The following is a 16,618-nucleotide window of genomic DNA, read 5'->3' as shown; positions in this document are numbered from 1 at the left end:
TGTCCAATCGACGGGTGATCACCTCGTCCGCGCCGCGCCTCCGCCGGTCCTCGCTGGTCCGTACCGTCGCCCCGGTGCTCGCCCTGCTGTTCCCGCTGGTCCTGCTGGCCGGTCCGGCCGCGACGGCGGCCCCTGCCCGGTCCGCCGCGGTGGCGACCACGGCCGAGCGGATCACCGGCGAACGGGTGGTGGTGGCGGCACTGGATCGGCTGGGCACGCCGTACGCGTGGGGCGGCGGCAGCTTCGACGGGCCGACCCTCGGTTTCTGCGACGGCGTCAACGGCTACCTGGACGGCGTCTGCATGGCCGACCACACCGTCGGCTTCGACTGCAGCGGGCTGGCCCGCTACGCCTGGTACCAGGCCACCGAGGGTGCGGTGGCGCTGCCGCACTACAGCGTGGCCCAGCTGGCGGTCGGCCGACGCATCCCGCTGGACCAGGTCATCCCGGGCGACCTGCTGTTCTTCGCCGGCCGGGGCGGGCCGGTGCACCACGTCGGCATCTACGCGGGCAACGGCGCGATGATCCATGCCGAGCACACCGGGACGGTGGTGACCGTCCTGCCCGACGTGGCCCACGACCCGCTGTGGGGGCCGCAGCTGGTGGCCGCAGCCCGTCCGGTGCCGCTCCAGGTGCCGGGCGGCCTGCTGCGCAGCGCGCCGGTCCGGCGCCACGACCGCCCGGCCCTGCGGCAGCCGGCCGTCCTGCTCCGGCGGGCGCGGGAGCACGCGCGCGGCTGACCCTCCGCCGGACGCGTTGTCAGTGGCGGGTGCAAGGCTGTGCCCATGGGTGTTCTCTACGGCTACTTCGCTGCTGTTGACGACGACGACGCGCTCCGGGCCGTCGTCCGGGACGACGACGAGCCCAGCGGCTCGGGCTACGACCAGGTGGAGACCAAGGGCATCGGCCCGACGGTCGAACTGCTGCCCGCCGAGGCGCTGGTGACCGGCCTTCCGGCCGAGGAGATCCGGTCGCAGCCACGGCACGGCGGCCTGGTCGGCATATCCGAGGGCGGCGACCTGGTGGTCGTGTCGCTCACGGACGCCTTCCGGGACGCGCTGGCTGCCGCCGACGCGGCGTCGCTGCGCGGCGTCGGCGCCGCTTGGGCCGCCACCGAGGGCGCCTTCCACTCGCCGCCCGACGCCGGGGAGCTGGGCGGCTTCCTGGAGCAGCTGTCCGCGCTGGCCGGGCGCGCGGTCACGCGCGGACTCCGGCTCTACTGCTGGATCTGCGCCTGAAAAATCCGGGGCCGCGCCGACGGGGGCAGCGGTTACCATGCAGACGAACGGCGGGTGGCCGACCCGCAGCACTGGCAGATCGGGGGGATCATGCCGGAATCGATCCGTTACGGCTTACTGGGGGACGTGACGCTCCACCAGAACGGCTCCGTCCAGCGCGTCTCGGCGGTGCTGCCGCGCACCGTGCTGGCGGTGCTGCTGCTCAACGCCGACCGCACGGTGAGCGTCACTGCCCTCGCCGACGTCCTGTGGGGCGACCGGCCGCCGGCGTCCGCCCGGGCCTCGGTGCACAACTTCGTCCTGCGGCTGCGCCGCCGCCTGGGGCCGGACCGCGCGGCCCGGCTGCGCACCGTCACGGACGGCTACCTGCTGGAGGTGGAGAGCGGCGAGCTGGACCTCCAGGTGTTCACCGACCTGTGCCGGCGGGGCCGGCAGGCGCTCGCCGCCCACCAGTGGGCCTCCGGCCGGGACACCCTGGCTGAGGCGCTGGGGCTGTGGCGCGGCGATCCGGTCGCCGACGTCGAGCGCCCGGCGCTGGATCCGGCCGAGCGCCAGCGGCTGGAGGAGCTGCGGCTGCAGGCGGTGCAGGACCACGTCCAGGCGACGCTGCAGCTGGGACTGCACGCCGCCGCGCTGCCCGAGCTGCGGGCGCTGACCCGGCGCCACCCGCTGGCCGAGGGCTTCCACGGGCAGCTGATGCTGGCGCTGTACCGCAGCGGCCGTCCCGCCGACGCCCTGGCCGCCTTCCAACGCGCCCGCACCACCCTGGCGGACGAACTGGGCGCGGATCCGGGCCCGGAGCTGCAACGCCTGCACCAGCGGATACTGCGGCACGATCCGGCGCTGGACCTCGACCGGGGCACGGCCGCGTCCGCACCCGCCGTCCGTCCGCCCGACCCGGCCCCGGCGTCCGCGTCCGCGCCCGTGGCCGTACCCGCGCCGGGCACCCCGACGCCGCGCCAGCTGCCCTCCGCCGTGCCGTACTTCGTCGGCCGCGCGGCCGAGCTGCGCATACTCGACGCGCAGCTGACCCCGGCCGGGGAGCGGCCGGGCGGGTCCGCGCGCACCGCGCCGCCGATCGCCGCCGTCTGCGGCCTGGCCGCCACCGGCAAGACCGCGCTGGCCGTCCACTGGGCGCAGCGGGCGGCCGGGCACTTCCCGGACGGGCAGCTGTACGTGAACCTGCGCGGTTTCGATCCGTCCTGCTCCCCGATGGCCCCGGCCGAGGCGCTGTGCGGTCTGCTGGACGCACTGGGTGTCGGCTCCGCGCAGCGCCCGGTCGACCTGCAGGCGCAGGCCGCCCTGTACCGGAGCCTGCTGGCGGGCCGGCGGATGCTGGTGGTGCTGGACAACGCGCGCGACGACGACCAGGTGCGTCCGCTGCTGCCGGGGAGTTCCGCCTGCGCGGTGCTGGTGACCAGCCGCACCGATCTCACCGGGCTGGCGGCGGGCGAGGGCGCCGCGGTGGTCCCGCTGAGGCCGCTGGCGGCGGCGGAGTCCCGGGAGCTGATGGTGCACCGGATCGGCGCGGCCCGGGTGGCGGCGGAGCCGGAGGCGTCGGAGCAGCTGCTGGCGGCGTGCTCGGGGCTGCCGCTGGCAGTGGGCATCGTCGCGGCCCGGGTCGCGGCCCGGCCGGGGCATCCGCTGAACGCGCTGGCGGGGCAGTTGCGCGACGCCGGTCAGCGGCTGCGGGCGCTGGAGACCGGGGACGCGGCGACGGATCTGCGGACGGTCTTCTCCTGGTCGCTGGCCCGGCTGTCGGCCCCGGCCGCGCGGCTGTTCCGGCTGCTGGGGCTGCTGCCGGGCCCGCACACCTCGGTGGCGGCCGCCGCCAGCCTGGCCGGGACGCCGCTGCTGGACGCCGGGGCGGCCCTGGCCGAGCTGGCCCGCGCGCACCTGGTCGAGGAGTCCCTGCCGGGCCGGTACACCGCCCACGACCTGGTGCGCAGCTACGCCGAGGAGCTGGCCGAGCGCACCGAGTCGGACGGCGCGCGCCGGGCGGCGGAGCACCGCATCCTGGACCACTACCTGCACACCGCCTACCGGGCGCTGCGGATGCTGCACCGGCCGGTGACCGCGCTCGACCTGCCCGCCCCGGCGCCGGGGGTGCTGCTGGAGCGTCCGGCCGACGCGCAGGAGGCGGACGCCTGGGGCCGGGCCCACCGGACGGTGCTGGCCGCCGCCGTCGACCAGGCCGTCGGCGCGGGCCTGGACCGGCACGCCTGGCAGCTCGGCTACTGCGCCACCGGCTTCCTCGCCCACAGCGCGCACTGGCACTCGCTGGCCCGCGTCCAGCGGACGGCCTTCGACGCCGCCTGCCGCCTGGACGACCGGTTCGCCCAGGCGCTGACCGAGCGCACCCTGGGCTACGGCTACGGCCGCATGGGCGAGTACCAGCAGGCGCACGACTGCTTCCAGTCCGCCGCCAGGACGTTCCAGGCCCTGGGGCGGCCGCTGAGCCGGGGCGTCTGCCACCAGGGCTCCGCCTGGGTCCTGGACATGCAGGGCAAGCACGGCGACGCCATGGCCGAGGCCGCGCTGGCGCTGCGGATGCTGCGCGACTCCCCCGATCCGGACGCCTACGCGGGCGCGCTGAACACCGTCGGCCGCTGCCACACGCACACCGGCTGCTGCGAGAAGGCCCTCACCCTGTGCGGCCTGGCCCTGTCCCTCTACCGGCGCTCCGACAACCCGTTCGGGCAGGCCGAGACCTGGTACAGCATCGGCCTGGCCCAGCACGGCTCGGGCAGGTACGCCGAGGCCCTCGCTGCCCACCGCAGCGCCCTGGGCATCTTCCAGCGCCTGGGCGACCGCCACTACGTCGGCGAGACGCTGGCGGCGCTGGCGGACGCGCACGAGGCGCTGGGCGAGCATCCGGCCGCCGCCGAGCTGCGGAGGCGCGCGCTGCCGATCCTGCAGGACATCCGGCACCCGGACGCGGGCCGGGTGCGGGCCCGGGTGCGCACCGGGCGCCCGCTCCCAACCCGCTGACCGCCCGCTGACGGCGGCGGGTCACCGGTCCGGCTGCGCCAGTTCGGCGGCCAGGCGGGTCAGCGCCGCGCCCAGCGGCAGGTCGACGGTCACCGAGGCGTACCGGTCGCCGCGGGTCGGGCCCTGGTTGACGATGGCGACGGGGATGCCGTTCCCGGCCGCGCGGCGCACGAAGCGCAGGCCGGACATGACCGTCAGCGAGGAGCCGAGGACCAGCAGCGCGCTCGCGGAGTCCACCAGCGCGTAGCACTGCTGCACCCGGGGCTGGGGGACGTTCTCACCGAAGAAGACCACGTCCGGCTTGAGGATGCCGCCGCAGGCCTCGCAGGGCACGACCCGGAACCGCTCGACCAGTTCCTCGGGCAGCTCCACGTCGCCGTCCGGGTTGGTCCGCAGGCCCGCCCCGGCGCCGAGCGGGCCGTTGGCGGCGTGCAGCCGCCGGTCCAGCTCCTCGCGGCTGCTGGTGCGTCCGCACTGGAGGCAGATCACCCGGTCCAGGCCGCCGTGGAGCTCCACCGCGTCGTGGGTGCCGACCGCGCGGTGCAGGCCGTCCACGTTCTGGGTGATCACGCCGGAGACGTGGCCGGAGCGGCGCAGCGCCTCGACCGCCCGGTGCCCGTCGTTGGGCCGGGCCCGGGCGATGGTGCGCCAGCCGACGTGGCTGCGGGCCCAGTAGCGGCGGCGGCCCTCCTCGCCGGCGACGAAGTCCTGGTAGGTCATCGGGGTGTGGCGGCGCAGGCTGCCGGTGGCGCCGCGGTAGTCGGGGATGCCGGACTCGGTGGACAGCCCGGCGCCGCTGAGCACCACCACGCCGCGCCCGGCGAGCAGCCGGCCGACCTCCTCCGGACTGCCGTCCCGCCGCGCGTGTGCGTCGCCGGCCTGCCAGTCGATCATCGGACGCATGCGCATACGGGAAGTCTAGGACTTCTCGCCGCACCCGGGCGGTCGGCGGGCCCGGTGCCGCCGACCGCCCGCGCCGGGGGCCGGGTCAGGAGGTGCGCAGGCTGTAGTGCTTGGCGACCTGGGCGGCCGTCAGCACGGTCGGGTAGACGGAGGTCTCGGCGATGGAGCCCGCGAAGTAGGCGCTGGAGGGCGCCTGCGGCCAGCCGGTCACCGCGTCGCCGCCGACGTGCCAGTACCCGTAGGGGACGTAGCTGCTGGTCGCCAGGGTGGTGCCGCTGCCGACCAGGGCCCCGTCGACATAGAGGCTCATCCCGTGCGGACCCTGCGTGACGACGGCCTGGTGCCACTGGCCGTCGTTGTAGGACCGGGGCGAAACCACGGCGTGCGTACCGGAGTTGTAGGAGCCGAAGGCGACCTTCCCGGCGTTGGTCAGGTAGACCAGGTGGTCGCCGTAGGTCGGCCGGGTGGTGGTGGCGGTCTGCTTGTTGCTGAAGTCGAGCAGCTGGCCGCCCCTGGTGGTGGTCGTCTTGAACCACACCTCGGCGCTGTAGCTGGTCTGCTCGGTCTGCTGCACCTCGTCGTAGACGAAGCCGGAGCTGCCGTTGAAGGTCATGCTCCCGTCCGGCGTCCCGGTCATCGGACCGCCGGTGGCGTTGAGCGTCCCGCCGCCGTTGAACAGCCCGGTCTGGCCGCCGCCGGAGGTGTCCGCGACGAAGGCGGCATTGCCGTCGTAGCGCCAGAACAGCCGGGCGCCGTCGGCGAGCACCTGGTCGGCGTAGGCGTCGGAGCCGCCCGGCACGGTGGCGCCGACGGTGCCGGACACGGCGGTGTTCCGCCCGTCGGAGACCTTGACCTGGTACACCTGCACGGTGCCGGGGGTCAGCCCGGTGTCGGTGAAGCCGATCTGCGGGCGTGACCACCACTGCGAGCTCGCGGTGCCGGTCCACACCGGGGTGCTGCCGCCGTCCCGGTAGATGCTGTAGGTGAGGCTGGGGTCGTCCTCGTCGGTGGCGGTGCGGACCCGCACCTGGAGCTGGCCGGGGCTGCTGCCGGGGACCACGTTCAGCGCGGGCGCGGTCGGGGCGGCCAGGTCCGGTCCGGTGCCGAAGCGGGTCAGGCTCTGCTGGCCGACGCCGTTGACGCTGGTGAACTCCCCGGAGACCCAGAGGTAGGGCTCGCCGCCCTCGGTGGCGATGGTCATGGCGCGCGGGCCGACGCCCTCGACCGGGGGTATCCCGGGCGGCAGGGTGGTGCCGGCGGGCGGCCCGTCGTTGGTGTCCGGATCCCAGCCCAGCTCGGTGCCGGTGCTGGTGGGCTCGGCGATCAGGTGCTGGCGGCGGCCGTCCGGCTGCTCGCCCATGCTGGAGCAGTCGTGGGTGTGCGAGCCCGCGTAGAGGACGCCGCCGTACAGGGCGAGGGCCTGGGTGGCGCCCAGGCAGGTGTCGCGCCAGCGCTGGTTCAGCGTGGACCAGTCGATGGCGATCCGGCCGTCGAAGACGCCGCCGCCGGTGCCCTCGTTGGCGGTGTAGAAGCCGGTGCTGTCGCTGATGAGGTCCTTGACCACGGAGTTCTGCTCGATGAAGCCGAGCGGGTAGTCCTTGACCGTCGCGCCGGTGCCGGCGTTGACGATGCCCAGGGCGTGCGAGTTCCCGCCGTTGAGGGTGTTGAAGTCGCCGCCGACGACGACCTCGCTGCCGTCCGGCGAGAGCACCATCGAGCGGACGGTCTGGTCGGTCGTCGGGGCCCAGGCGGTCAGCGCGCCGGTGCTGCTCAGCTGAGCCAGGTGCTGCCGGTCGACGCCGTCGGCCGTGGTGAAGTCACCGCCGACGTAGAGCCCGGTGCCGGTCGGCAGGATGGTCCGGACGGTGGCGTCGAGGGACGGGGTGAAGCCGGTGTCCAGGCTGCAGCTTGCGATGTCGATGGCGACCAGGTTCTGCACGTAGGCGTTGTTGACGTGGTCGAAGTACCCGCCGACGTAGAGGGTGCGGCCGTCGGGCGAGACCGCGAGCGCGCGGATGGTCGGGGTTCCGCTGCTGACGGTGAAGTTCAGTCGGCAGCCGGTCGGGGCGCCGGTGGCGGCGTCCAGGACCATGAAGTTGGCTGCGGGCGTCTCGTTGACGCCGATGGCCGAGCCCGGCGGCCGGATCGCGGTGAACGTGCCTCCGGCGAAGACCAGGCCACCGGCCTGGGCTAACGCCCAGACCACTCCGTTGGTCTGCCAGGTGGGCAGGTTGTTCGCGGTGAACGCCACCGGCGCCACCGGGGCGGCGGCGGCGCCGGGCGCTGCCGCAGTGCCGGCAGCAGCGGCAAGGGCGATCGCCGCCAGCACCGCACGTGCACGGGACCTCTTCACGCGGTTCCCTCCTCTTCATCGAACCTCCACGGTTCGGCTAGATCAGGAGACTAGACGTGCGGGGGTCGACCCGCCCGGACTTCTGCAGGAACATTTCATTTCTGATGAATTGTCATATGCCTTGCCGAATAGGCGCAGTGGACCGCAAGGAGGGCCGCCGCGGGGCTGCCGGAGGCCAGCTCGGGGCCGAGTCGGAGCCGGAGCGGACCGTCAGCCGTGGCCCGATCGCCACCCCCGGCCGCTCCGCCGCACGCTCCGGGGCCGCCCCGCCGCGTCGATCATGGCGACCGCCGCCGTGATCATGGCCGAGTGGGGTCAGCCCGGACTCCGGACACCTCTCGGAACCCCTCGCCGCCCCCTCGGCGGCACCCCCGCCGACCCGCAGAGCATTTCACACGCTAAGCCAGTAAAACGGACATAAAGCCCACATGCCTTAGATATGTAGCTTTTGAGTGGCAAATAGGCACAAAACCATTACTTGACAGCCTACGAACCAGCCAATAAGAATCCGGAGCACCGGCCTCCGCCTCACCCAGAGGACAGCCGTACTCAGCGCCAGGACCGCCTGGCGTGATCCAGCGGTGGCACACCTGTCCGGTGCCCGCTGTTGCCCGCGAGGAAACATCCCCCGCCCGGGCATCTCCACACCTCCGTGCCGCCGTGTCCACCTGTCCCCGACCAGAGGCCTGCCTATGCCCGGCTCCATACGACCCGCGACCACTCACGCCCGCCCTGCCGTCCTCGGCATCGTGGGCGCCCTGATCGCGCTGGCCGTCCTGGTGTGCGCCACCGGATGCAGCAGCGCCTCACCCACCGCCGCGGCCGCCCTGACCGGCGCCACGGCTCCCCCGGCCACCACCGGCTCCGCACCGTCACCTGTCTCCGCTGTCCGGCTCACCGCCGCCCAGCTCCCCGACGGCGCCGCCGAGAAGTGGCAGTCCATCGCCCCGCCCCGCACCCAGACCGTGACCGGACGAACCATCCAGGTCAACGAGTGCGCCACTGTGCACGGCGCCGTCACCTGGCAGCAGCAGGCATACGCCAGCACCTTCCAGACCCCCGCGGAGCAGGACGTCTTCACCTTCGCCAGCAGCAGCGCCGCGCACGCCGCGCGGCTCAGCCTGGCGTCGCAGATGGACGGCTGCCAGACCCGGTCCCGCACGCTCCAGGCCGCGGCCCACATCGCCGTCGACGCCAAGGTCACCCGTACCGCGGCGACCGACGCCGGCAGTGCCTGGTCGCGCCAGTGGACCGGAGTCGAGGGTCTGTCGGCCGCCGGGCCGCAGACCGACCACCTCTATGCCGTACAGGTGGGCGACACCCTGGCCGTCATCCACTTCGACCAGTGGGCCTCGGCCCACCCGGTCGTCTACGACACCCGCGCCGACCTGTCCCTGCTCAGCGCCGTCACCCGACAGCTGAGCTAGTCGGCGGGGGCTCTCCCCCACCCCCCGTTTCACCCCCCACGGAACCCGGAGTCACCCATGCCCATGCACATGCCCTCCTCGCGCCGCTGCCTGTCCGGCCTCGTCGGGGCCGCCATTGCCTCTGCCTCCCTGCTCGCCGCTGTCCCCGCCCACGCCGACACCACGACGGGCGGCAGCATCTCGCGTGACGAGGTCATCCAGCGGGCACAGAGCTGGGTCAGCGAGGGCGTGCCCTACAACCAGGGCGCCTACTACTCGGACAGCAACGGCTCCTACCGTGAGGACTGCTCCGGCTACGTCTCCATGGCCTGGGACCTCAGCTCCAGCATGGTCACGCAGACCCTCCCCAGCGTCTCCACCCAGATCGCCAGCTCCGACCTGCAGCCCGGCGACGCCCTGGACTACACGGCCGAGCACGTGATCCTCTTCGGCGGCTGGGTCGACCAGTCCGCCGGGACCTTCACCTACTACGCCGAGAACAACCCCAGCGAGCTGACCAACACCTACACCGGCAGCCTGGACGCCAGCTCCCTGGACGGCTGGCCCACCAGCGACTACACGCCGCTGCGCTACAACAACATCACCGGCACCGCCAGCACCACCACCACGCCCGCGACCAGCACCACTGCCACCACGACCACCGGCAGCACCACCGCGAGCACCGGCACCACCGGCACCACCACCAGCAGCCAGGACACGGGCACGGCCACCCAGCCGAGCACCGGTTCCGACTCCTCCGGCTCCGGCTCGTCCACCGGCTCCGGCGACAGCGGCTCGCAGACCGGCTACAACGGCTCCGGCCGCTGGGCCTGGACCAGCGCGTACTCGCACTCGTCCTACTCGGGCTACGGCTACCACCGCTACGCCTACCACAGCTGGAAGTGACACCCGTCACGTAGTCCAGGCCACCGAGGCCACCGGCCCGCAGTCCCCGCACGGGGGCTGCGGGCTGCTCGCGTTCCGCGGCGCGGCGCCGCCGGGTCAGGGCTTGCGGGCCACGGCGGCGTAGCAGGACGCCTCGGCGTCGGTGATACCGCCGAGGTTGTCCTCCGGGTCGGGGCGCCACCGCTGGGTGGGCGTGACGCCGGGCTCCAGCAGGGTCCAGCCCGCGAAGAACGCTGTGAATTCGCTGAGAGTCCGGCTCGTGCCCGGGGTGCCTGCGGCCTTGTAGATCTGCACCAGCCGGTCGATCGACTCCGGGTCGAAATCCCCGGTCAGATGCGTGATCGTCAGCGTGCTGCCGGGGGCCAGCTCCTTCTTGAAGTACTCGACGATGTCGTGCGCCTCCTGGGCGCCGGGCACGAAGTGCAGCAGGGCGTTCAGGCTGAGCGCGACCGGCCGGTCCAGGTCCAGGGTGCGCCGGACGTCGGGCGAGTGCAGCAGGGCGGCCGGGTCGGTGACGTCGCCGGGGGCGTAGGCGGTGCGCCCCTCCGGGGTGCTGTGCAGCAGCGCCGCCGCATGGGCCAGGACGATCGGGTCGTTGTCGGCGTAGACGACCCGGGCCGACGGGTCCGCCCGCTGGGCGATCTCGTGCAGGTTGGGCGAGGTGGGGATGCCGGTGCCGATGTCCAGGAACTGGGTCATGCCCAGGGAGGTGAGGCAGCGGGTCGAGCGGTGCATGAACCGGCGGTTCGCCCGGGCGGCGACCAGCGCGGACGGGAAGGCCGTGATCGCCTTGCCGGCCGCCTCGCGGTCGGCCGGAAAGTTGGTGTAGCCACCCAGGTAGTAGTCGTACATCCGGGCGGAATGCGGCCGGTCAAGTTGCAAATCGATTCCGGTTTCCTGCTCCGCGGGCCGCCGGTCGCCGGTTTTCCGATCACTGATCATGTGCTCCCCCTGTGCGGTGCGGGCTTCGGTGGTGTCGTCCCGGGGGTGGCGCATATCTCCGCCCCGACCCGAGCCAGGGGTTCGCCAGGTTTCGCCACCCCCCGGCTTCCTCCCCGGCCCGCGCAGCCTACAAGCGCGCGACCCAGCCGAATTCACTCGCCATTACGCCCGTTTTATACCTTTTCTTGGCATTTGCCGCGCCGTTCTCCGGCCACCGGGCTCCCGCTGGGTAGCCGGACCCTCACCTGGAGCGAGAAAAAGTTCGATCCTGCTTCAACGGACGGGCCGCCCATCGGCTTTGCTGAGATGGGAGCGTGCAGCTTCCGACCGACGCCGCCTCCATCCGGGAGCGGCGCGGTGCCCGCGAGACTGGAATGCCCTTGATCAAGATCCGCGATGCCGTGGTCCGGGGAGCCGCCGCACGCCTGCTGACGACCGCCCCGAAGACCGGCACGCAGCCAGCCGCCTCCTTAGGCGTGCGGCCGGCGGCGCGTACGGCGGGCCCGGCCGGCCGGAAGGCGGCGACAGGATGAACCAGCCGATCCGACCGGACGACCTGCTGGCGGCCGCACCTGTGCTGGTCAGCCCGGAGCGGCTGGCGCAGCGCCGGGAGACGCTGACGCTCAACGCCTTCGTCACCTACCACCACAAGCTGTGGCTGCGCTACGCCACGCTCCAGGTCGTCGACGGCAGGCAGGCGGCCCAACTGGTGCGCCAGGTCTGCGAGCAGCTCGCCCAGGAGTGGGACGAGGTGTTGTTGAAGCCCTCGGTGCCGCAGTACGCGTGGACGGTGCTCAAGGACCACACCGCGGCCTGGCTCGGCGAGCGCTCGCGCACCCCGGTCGTCCCGGACACCAAGGAGTTCCGGGACGCGATAAGCCGGCTGCTGCTGCGCGAGGCCACGGGCGAGTTCGACGTCCTGGAGAGCGAACTGGGGCTGTACGGGGCCATCGCCGAACTGCCGGAGCGGCAGTACGACGTGATCACCCTGCGCTATGCCTTCGACATGGCGGACCACGACATCGCCGCCACCCTGGGCATCACCGCCGAGACGGTGCGCTCCCACGCGATGCGGGCCAAGAGGCGGCTCGCCGTCAAACTCAAGCACCTGCTCAAGGAGGAGACGTGAGCAACCGAGCGCCTCGGGGGGCGCAGGACCTCGACGCACTGCTGGAGGATCTCGACCTGCTTCCGGAGCGGGGCAGGCCGACCCGGGGGGTCTCCCCGGCCGGGCCGGACCGCGCCGGAGCCTGTCGGCACCACCGCCCGCCGCCCGTCGGCGCCTCGGCGGCCGAGGCCCGGGTGCCGGTCTGCGTGCCCGCCTGTGCCCAGTCCATCCGCCAGACCGCCGCCCGCGACGTGCACTTGGCGGTCTCGCTGGTGCTGGGCGACCCGCAGGCCGCGGACGCGCTGAACCGTTTCGCCGAACGCTGCGGCGCGGAGACCGAGGGCGCGCTGGTCTTCGGCTGCCTGCTGTTCCTGGCCGGGCACAGCGACGCCGCCGAGTACTGGTGGCAGTACGCGGCCGGGGGTGAGAGCCCGACCGCCGCTTTCTGCCTGTACCTGCTCCACCGTCACCAGGGCCAGCACCGCACCGCCCAGCTCTGGCGGCTGGAGGCCGACGGGCTGCAGACCGGCGACCGGCGATCGCCCGAGCACCGCCGCCCGGGCAGCCCCCCACTGCTGTCCAGCGAGGCCCGGCAGGCGCTGCTGGCCCAGTGCCGCCAGGGCAAGTCACCGCATCTGCCGCCCGCGGTGGAGGCAGCGGTCAACAGCCTCTACGGCAGCAGCCACCACCTGCTGGACCGCGAGGTCGACGCCTATCCGCTGCCGCACAGCGGGCTGCCGCAGCGGCTGGCCCAGGCCGCCTCCCGCTGAGGCCGCGTCGGACGGCGGCCCCGGCCCGGCGGCTGACCCCGGCCCGGCTGACCCGGCGCGGCCGGGCGCTCGCGGCGGCGGCCGGGCCGCTGCCGGGCTGCCGCCGTACCGGGGGCCGCCGCCCGATAGGCTGCCCTGCCTCGCTCCCACCGTTTCCCGGCCGCCTCGCCGACCGCCATGACCACACCTTCCAGGGGTTCCCTCCATGTCCGTGCGGCACGTCCTGATCCTGGGCGGCACCACCGAGGGCCGACTGCTCGCAGCCGAGCTGGCCGCCGATCCGACGCTGCGGGTGACCAGTTCGCTGGCCGGGCGGGTGGCCGCGCCCCGGCTGCCCGCCGGCCAGGTCCGCATCGGCGGCTTCGGCGGCAGCCGGGCCCTGGCCGACTGGCTGCGCGAACACCGCGTGGACGCCCTGGTGGACGCCACCCACCCGTTCGCGGGCACCATCAGCCACCATGCGGCCGAGGCCGCGGCCGCCGCCCGCGTCCCCCTGCTCGCACTGCGCCGACCCGGCTGGGCGCCGACCGCCGACGACCGCTGGCACCCCGTCAGCTCCCTGGAGCAGGCCGCCGCCCTGCTCCCCGCACTCGGTCACCGCGTCTTTCTGACCACCGGACGCCAGGGCCTGGCGGCCTTCGCCCCGCTGACGGACCTCTCCTTCCTGCTCCGCTCGGTCGAACCGCCACTCCCTCCAACGCCTCCGCGCATGCAGGTGCTGCTCGGCCGGGGCCCGTTCACCCTGGAGGGGGAGCGTGCGCTGCTGCGCGCACACCGGGTGCAGGTCCTGGTCACCAAGGACAGCGGGGGCGAGGCCACCGCGCCCAAGCTGGCCGCCGCCCGGGAGCTGGCGCTGCCGGTGGTGCTGGTGACCCGCCCGCCCGCGCCGCCGGGCGTGCCGGTGGCCACCGACGTGGCGGGCGCGCTCGACTGGCTCCGCCGCACCGGGGCGACGGACCTCACCGGGCTGACGGACCGCACCGGGCTGGCGGACCGCACCGGTCGGTAGCGGCCCGCCGGCTACTCCTGCTCGCTGGCCAGGGCGTTGACGGCGGCGGCGGCCATGGCGCTGCCGCCGCGCCGGCCGTGCACCACCAGGTGGTCCAGGCCGGACGGGTGCTCGGCCAGGGCCTGCTTGGACTCCGCCGCGCCGACGAAGCCCACCGGCACCCCGATCACCGCCGCCGGGCGCGGCGCTCCCGCCTCCACCAGCTCCAGCAGCCGGAACAGCGCCGTCGGGGCGTTGCCCACCGCCACTACCGCGCCGTCCAGCCGGTCCCGCCACAGCTCGACGGCGGCGGCGCTGCGGGTGGTGCCCAGCCGCGTCGCCAGCTCGGACACGGAGGGGTCGGACAGGGTGCACAGCACCTCGTTGCCCGCGGGCAGCCGGCTGCGGGTGATTCCGCTGGCCACCATGGTCACATCGCACAGGATCGGCGCGCCCGCGCGCAGCGCCGCCCGGGCCCTGGCCACCACCTGCGGGGTGAAGGCCAGATCGCGGACCAGGTCCACCATGCCGCAGGCGTGGATCATGCGCACGGCCACCCGGGAGACGTCGTCCGGCAGGCCGCCCAGCTCCGCCTCGGCCCTGATGGTGGCGAAGGACTGACGGTAGATGGCCGCACCGTCCCGCTCGTACTCGATCACGCAGTCCTCCTGGCCGCCGTTGCCCGGCAGCGAGCATACAGATGATCAGAGCGGCACCCGCACGGAGGGAATAAGCCAAAGTGAATTCGACTCTGATGCTCATCCATCTCAGTTGCTAGCCTCGGGGCCGTACCGCGCGATTCGTGTCCGTCCGATCGAAGGAGCGTGCCCGTGAACCGTCTCCGGCAGCTGTTACGCCGAGCCCTTGCCCTTCCCCTGGTCGCCGCGCTGGCGTTCTTCGCGCTCACCGTGCCCGGCGCCGCGGCCTCGCAGGCCGCGACCCCGAGGACGGTGACCTCGGTGTGCGCCAACCAGGCGTTCCCCACCGGCTACATCGTCACCGCCGTCTCCAACACCGGCTCCTGTCAGGGCTCGCTGCTGTACACGGTGGCGCTGCCTTCCAACGGCGCCAAGGCGTGCACCGTCGGCATCGCCTTCCCGGCGGGGTGGGTCGTCATCGCCGGGACCACTACCGGCCAGCCGCAGTGCGACGGCATCTACGAGACCCAGACGATCAACCAGCCGTACAACGGGATCCTGGCCTGCCTGGGCAGCTCCCTGCCCAACCCCTACGTGATCACCGCGATCTCCGGCGGCACCTACGCCCCGTGCAGCGGACAGTCGATGACCCTGAACCAGGAGACCCCCGGCATCGTCGCCTGCGCCAACACCTCCATCTGGAACAACTACGTGGTCACCGCCGTCAGCGGGGGCACCGCCTGCGCCGGCTACGGCCAGGAGACGCTGAACCCGGTCCACAGCGGCATCGTCGCCTGCGGCCAGGGCGTCGGCCCCGCGGGCTACGTGGTCACCGAGGTCTGGAGCAGCTACCCGGGGTGCGGCCTCACCGAGGGGCTCCAGTACACCACCCCGTACAACGGGATCGTGGCCTGCTCCAACTCCACCCTGCCGGCCGGCTGGTCCGTCACCTCCTACCGGACCGACAGCAGCTGCGCCCCCTTCGAGGGCGAGACCCTGCAGAACTGACCGCGCGGCAGCTGCCGCGCACCGACGGCCCCGCCCCGCCCGCGCCCCGACCGGCGGGGCGGGGCTAGGCGGGCTTGGCCGCGCCCGCCCGGCCGGGGGCGGCCTCGGGCGGGGTGGTCAGACCGGCCCGCACTGCGAGCGAGCCGGCGGCGATGGCGCCGCCGATGGTCACCAGTGCGCCCAGCATCACCGCGGCCGCCTCGCCCGGCCGGAGCAGGTGCAGCTGGGTGCCCAGGGTGGCCGCCGCCACCGGCACCCCCAGCTGGGCCGAGGCCAGCGCGCCGAGGCTGACCGGCTGGCCGCTCAGCCGCATGGCGGCGTGCACCGCGATCGCTCCGGCCCCCAGCGCCAGGCCCAGCAGCACGAACGAGGGATGGTGGACCAGCGCGCGCAGGTCCAGCGAGGCGCCCAGCCAGAGGAAGAAGAGCGGGCCGAGGAACCCCTCGCTCAGCGCGAACAGCTGCCTGGCCAGCCGCCGCGGCTCGCCGATGGCGGCGACGACCAGGCCGAACGAGAAGCCCGCCAGCATGATCGACACGTGCGTCCGCACCGCCAGCGCGGCCAGCGCGAACAGGACCACCAGGCTGATCCGCAGCTCCAGGGCGAACCGCCGCTCCTGGGAGAGCCGGTGCAGTCGGCGCCGGTAGCCGTCGCGTTCGAGTCGGCGCAGGACCACGAAGGCCACGGCGGCGCAGCCGATGACGGCCAGCGCGCCGAACGCCGCCCGGGCCGCGTGCCGGGGGTCGATGACCAGGGGCAGCGCCACGATGCAGACGGTGTCGGCGACGGCCACCTGCGGGAGCAGTTGCAGGACCGGGGGGCCGCCGAGCGAGAGCGAGTCCACGATCGGCAGGACCAGCGCGGCCGACGAGGACGCCATCAGCACCGCGTACAGGGCGGTGTGCCCGGTGTGGAACAGCCTGGCGGCGGCGAAGGCGGGGCCGACCGCGAGCAGGCCGACCGCTGCCGCGCGCAGCACGCCGGTGCGCAGCCCGGCGCGCAGGCTGGCGTCGCGCAGCGGCACCCGGGCACCGGCGACGAACATGATCAGCGCGAAGCCGATGTCGGCAAGGAACGTGAACGTACTGTTGCCCGCGTCCAGATAACCGACGACGCTGGGGCCGAGGACGATCCCGGCCGCCAGCTCCCCCAGCACGACCGGCAGGTGCCAGCGCTCGGGCAGCGCCAGCAGCGGCCCCAGCAGCGCGGCCAGGGAGATCACAGCCAGGGTCGTGAAGCTCACGCGCGCGGACCTCCGGTCGGGAAGGATGATCCGCAACGGTAGCGCGGGTCCGCAGCGGGTGCTTCACCCGCCGTGGCCACAAGCCGATACCGGGTTAGATCGTAAACAGGCATTCAAATGCGCC

The 16,618-nt window shown here is 73.8% G+C and carries 14 protein-coding genes; 9 read left to right on the top strand and 5 right to left on the bottom strand.

Translation table 11 applies throughout. From position 1 onward, the window contains the following. Positions 1-14 precede the first annotated feature (14 nt). The 3 genes from GXW83_RS13790 (at position 15) to GXW83_RS13780 (ending at position 4,229) form a co-directional block, all read left to right on the top strand. A complete protein-coding gene (locus tag GXW83_RS13790) occupies positions 15-740 on the top strand; it encodes a C40 family peptidase (RefSeq protein ID WP_182443362.1) in 726 nt (241 codons plus the stop codon). Between the two features lie 45 nt (positions 741-785). Next, complete coding sequence (locus tag GXW83_RS13785; protein ID WP_182443361.1) at positions 786-1,238, top strand: hypothetical protein; 453 nt, start codon at positions 786-788, stop codon at positions 1,236-1,238. A gap of 126 nt (positions 1,239-1,364) precedes the next feature. Next, positions 1,365-4,229, top strand: coding sequence for a BTAD domain-containing putative transcriptional regulator (locus GXW83_RS13780; protein ID WP_182443360.1), 2,865 nt, complete (start codon positions 1,365-1,367; stop codon positions 4,227-4,229). Positions 4,230-4,250: 21 nt separating this feature from the next. Here GXW83_RS13780 and GXW83_RS13775 read toward each other — a convergent pair whose 3' ends face one another. Both GXW83_RS13775 and GXW83_RS13770 read right to left on the bottom strand, forming a co-directional pair. Next, positions 4,251-5,138 carry an NAD-dependent protein deacetylase gene (locus tag GXW83_RS13775; protein WP_182443359.1) on the bottom strand — a complete coding sequence of 296 codons (888 nt, stop codon included), beginning with the start codon at positions 5,136-5,138 and terminating at the stop codon, positions 4,251-4,253. Positions 5,139-5,217: 79 nt separating this feature from the next. Continuing rightward, positions 5,218-7,485, bottom strand: a complete 2,268-nt coding sequence (locus GXW83_RS13770) for a LamG domain-containing protein (protein WP_182443358.1) — start codon at positions 7,483-7,485, stop codon at positions 5,218-5,220. Positions 7,486-8,234: 749 nt separating this feature from the next. Between GXW83_RS13770 and GXW83_RS13765 the strand changes: the two genes are divergently transcribed. Both GXW83_RS13765 and GXW83_RS13760 read left to right on the top strand, forming a co-directional pair. Then, a complete protein-coding gene (locus GXW83_RS13765; RefSeq protein WP_182443357.1) occupies positions 8,235-8,912 on the top strand; it encodes a hypothetical protein in 678 nt (225 codons plus the stop codon). A gap of 57 nt (positions 8,913-8,969) precedes the next feature. Continuing rightward, complete coding sequence (locus GXW83_RS13760) at positions 8,970-9,797, top strand: C40 family peptidase (RefSeq protein WP_182443356.1); 828 nt, start codon at positions 8,970-8,972, stop codon at positions 9,795-9,797. Between the two features lie 96 nt (positions 9,798-9,893). Here GXW83_RS13760 and GXW83_RS13755 read toward each other — a convergent pair whose 3' ends face one another. Then, entirely contained in the window at positions 9,894-10,739 is an 846-nt protein-coding gene (locus GXW83_RS13755) for an SAM-dependent methyltransferase (RefSeq protein ID WP_182443355.1), read from the bottom strand. 529 nt (positions 10,740-11,268) lie between these two features. Between GXW83_RS13755 and GXW83_RS13750 the strand changes: the two genes are divergently transcribed. The 3 genes from GXW83_RS13750 (at position 11,269) to GXW83_RS13740 (ending at position 13,626) form a co-directional block, all read left to right on the top strand. Next, positions 11,269-11,868, top strand: coding sequence for an RNA polymerase sigma factor (locus tag GXW83_RS13750; RefSeq protein ID WP_182443354.1), 600 nt, complete (start codon positions 11,269-11,271; stop codon positions 11,866-11,868). Beyond that, complete coding sequence (locus GXW83_RS13745) at positions 11,865-12,617, top strand: hypothetical protein (protein WP_182443353.1); 753 nt, start codon at positions 11,865-11,867, stop codon at positions 12,615-12,617. Before GXW83_RS13750 ends, GXW83_RS13745 begins: the two co-directional genes overlap by 4 nt. 205 nt (positions 12,618-12,822) lie before the next feature. Further along, positions 12,823-13,626 carry a cobalt-precorrin-6A reductase gene (locus GXW83_RS13740; protein ID WP_182443352.1) on the top strand — a complete coding sequence of 268 codons (804 nt, stop codon included), beginning with the start codon at positions 12,823-12,825 and terminating at the stop codon, positions 13,624-13,626. 11 nt (positions 13,627-13,637) lie between these two features. On the opposite strand, the gene GXW83_RS13735 is transcribed toward GXW83_RS13740, so the two are convergent. Beyond that, on the bottom strand, positions 13,638-14,264 hold the full coding sequence (locus GXW83_RS13735; RefSeq protein WP_182443351.1) for a precorrin-8X methylmutase: 627 nt from the start codon (positions 14,262-14,264) through the stop codon (positions 13,638-13,640). 171 nt (positions 14,265-14,435) lie between these two features. On the opposite strand from GXW83_RS13735, the gene GXW83_RS13730 reads away from it, so the two are divergent. Further along, positions 14,436-15,251 carry a hypothetical protein gene (locus GXW83_RS13730; protein WP_182443350.1) on the top strand — a complete coding sequence of 272 codons (816 nt, stop codon included), beginning with the start codon at positions 14,436-14,438 and terminating at the stop codon, positions 15,249-15,251. Between the two features lie 64 nt (positions 15,252-15,315). Here the strand turns inward: GXW83_RS13730 and GXW83_RS13725 are convergent, their stop codons facing one another. Then, positions 15,316-16,494, bottom strand: coding sequence for a cation:proton antiporter (locus tag GXW83_RS13725; RefSeq protein ID WP_182443349.1), 1,179 nt, complete (start codon positions 16,492-16,494; stop codon positions 15,316-15,318). Positions 16,495-16,618 lie beyond the last annotated feature (124 nt).

Source organism: Streptacidiphilus sp. PB12-B1b (assembly GCF_014084125.1).
Classification (GTDB): Bacteria; Actinomycetota; Actinomycetes; order Streptomycetales; family Streptomycetaceae; genus Streptacidiphilus.
This window is presented reverse-complemented; position numbering and strand designations above follow the sequence as displayed.